Origin of the sequence: Candidatus Protofrankia californiensis, assembly GCF_900634765.1 — a bacterium.
GTDB lineage: Bacteria > Actinomycetota > Actinomycetes > Frankiales > Frankiaceae > Protofrankia > Protofrankia californiensis.
The window spans coordinates 1-2,586 of sequence record NZ_CAAAFT010000196.1; the positions used below are offsets into that span (position 1 = coordinate 1).

1 protein-coding gene is annotated in these 2,586 nt (G+C 72.1%); it reads right to left on the minus strand.

The window, feature by feature from the left end:
• Window positions 1–2,586: type I polyketide synthase (locus tag DD1DGNOD_RS10780; protein WP_165036587.1), on the minus strand; the 2,586-nt coding region annotated here is incomplete at both ends.

The following is a 2,586-nucleotide window of genomic DNA, read 5'->3' on the forward strand; positions in this document are numbered from 1 at the left end:
CTTCAAGGGCGTGCCAGGCCGATTCCAGCAGCAGCCGCTGCTGCGGGTCGAGGCTTTCGGCCTCCCGCGCCGGAATGTCGAAGAACGCCGCGTCGAAGCGCGCGATGTCGGAGAGGAAACCACCTTGGTCGGTGGTGATCGTTCCGGTCCGCAGCGGGTCGTTGTCATGCAGCGAAGCCGCGTCGAAACGGTCGGAGGGAACAGGTCCGACCGCGTCCCGGCCCACACGCAACTGCTCCCAGAACTCTTCGAGGGAGTCCGCCCCGGGGAAACGGCCGGCCATGCCGACGATCGCGACGAGTTCGCCCGCCGTCTCCCGACGGTCCGTCGGCGGCAGAGGCACGTCGCGGGATGCGGCGGTAGCGGGTGGCACGGTGGCAGCGGGCGGCACGGTGGCCGGAGTCGGCCGCGGGGCCGGGGTCGCGCTGGCGGCCGTGACCCGGGTGACAATGTGCCCGGCCAGTTCGGTGACGGTCGGGTGGTCGAAGACCTCGGAGATGCCCACCTCGACATCGAAGGCGACCGACAGCTCGCGCGCGAGGTCCACCGCCATGATCGAATCCATTCCGAGGTCGAAGAAGCCGACGTCCTCGCGTACGGCTCGCGCCTCGGCGTGGCCGAGGATCACCGCCAGCAGTTCCCGCACGGCGTCACGCGCGGCACCCAGGCGCGCTCCCGCAGGCATGTCGAGCAGGACGGTGCGAGCCGTGGCCGGAGCTACGCCCGTCTCGGCGCTGCCTCCTGAGACGCCATGACCTGGGATGACGTCATCGAAGAACGGGCGGCGGCGACGACTGGCCATGACCTCGCCGAAGCGCGGCCAGTCCACCGGGCAGACCACCAGGGGAGATCCGGCGGACGGGGCGTCGGCGGTGAGGCTCGCACAACCGGCGGCGACGCTGAGCGCGCCGACACCCATCCGCGCCAGGTTGTCCCGACCGCTCTCGTCGGCCATGCCGTCAAGAGCCCACGGCCCGAAGGCGATGCTCACCGACGCCAGACCGGCGGCCGTCCGGTAGGCGGCGATCGCGTCGAGCCCACCGTTGGCGGAGGCATAGGCACCGTAGCCATCGGTACCCCACAGGGCCGACACCGACGAGAGCTGGATGAAGAAGTCGAGCGGCCAGTCGCGGCTGAGCAGATGCAGCCACCAGGCGCCGGTGAACTTGCCACGCAGTGCCACGGTGAAGCTGTCGGCGTCCACCTCCGCCAGGGGCGCCGCCGGGAGAGTGCCCGCGCCGTGGATGATGCCGCGCACCGGGGGCATCGTGCCGCTCTCCCGGCAGGCGGCGGCGAGCGCCGCCGGGTCGTCGCAGTCGGCGGCCTGGTAGCGAACGTCCACACCGTCTCGGCGCAAGCTCTCCAACAGGGCGCTGCCCGCAGGGTCGAGCCGCTCCTCGGCGCGGCGCCCGACCAGCAGCAGGTGACGTGCGCCTCGGTGCACGAGGTCGGAGATGAGCGCACGACCGATGGCACCGAGCCCACCGGTGATCAGGTAGGTGGCGTCCGCCCGGAGAGCGAGTTTCGGTACGGGGTTGGAAGTCACCGGTCGCACGCGGGCGGCGAAGACGCCCCCGCTCCGCACGGCGAGGACGTCGTCGAGGTCACCGGTGTCTGCGTGGGCGCCCCCACCTTTGACAACGCGTAGCAGCGTACGCAGGTCCGCTGGTTCGGGGACCGCGGGCAGGTCGACGACGCCGCCCCAGCTGACGTCCAGTTCCAGACCCAGCACCGGCGCGAGGCCGTGCAGCAGGCCATGGTCGGCCGGCACGATCCCGTCATGGCCCGTGACCTGGCGTACGCCACGGGTGACAATGATGGCTCGGCCCACGGCGTCGGCGCTGGCGAGCGTGCGGACCGCGGTCGTGACGGCAAGACAGGTCGCAGCGCCCGCGGCGGCAATGTCCTGGACGGCAATGTCAATGTTCTGGACGGCCTGGACGGCAATGTCCTGGGGAGCAACGCCGGGTGCGGCGTCCCCCGTGGTGACGAATGGATCGGGCAACGTCGTGGCCCGCATCACCAGCACCAGCGCGACCGGCTGTGACCATGGGCGCGACGCCCAGAACGCGGCCCATTCGGCGTCGTCGCGGGGCAGGTGGTGACGCTCCCACCCCGGCGGGTCGGCGATGTCACCGTCGACCGGGCCGAGTGCCACACCTGGCAGGCCGTTGCCGGCCGCCGTCTCGACAAGACGCCGCAGCAGGTCGGCGTCGTCGCCGGCGAGTACGAGCGCGTGGTCCCCCGTGGAAGTCGGTAGGGTGATGGGCTGCCAGACGACGTGGTGGCGCGGCACCGGGATGGGCAGCCCAGCCGGCGCTGAGGCGGTGGGCCCGGCCGACGGGGATGCGGGCCTGACAGAGGCGGGCGCGTGACGCTGCCGCTCCCAGGGGTAGCTCGGCAGGTCGATCACGCGGCGGGGCAGCGACGCGGCCGCCTGCCCGCTTTGCTCGGTTGCTGATTGGTTTCGCTCCGCGGGCGGGAGGCTTCGCCTATTTTCCCGCCCGCTTTGCTCGGTGGCCGTCGGGCCCTCGACGAGCGTCACGGCCGGGGAGGCGGCACCGGCGGCGAGCGCGGTGAGGGCCA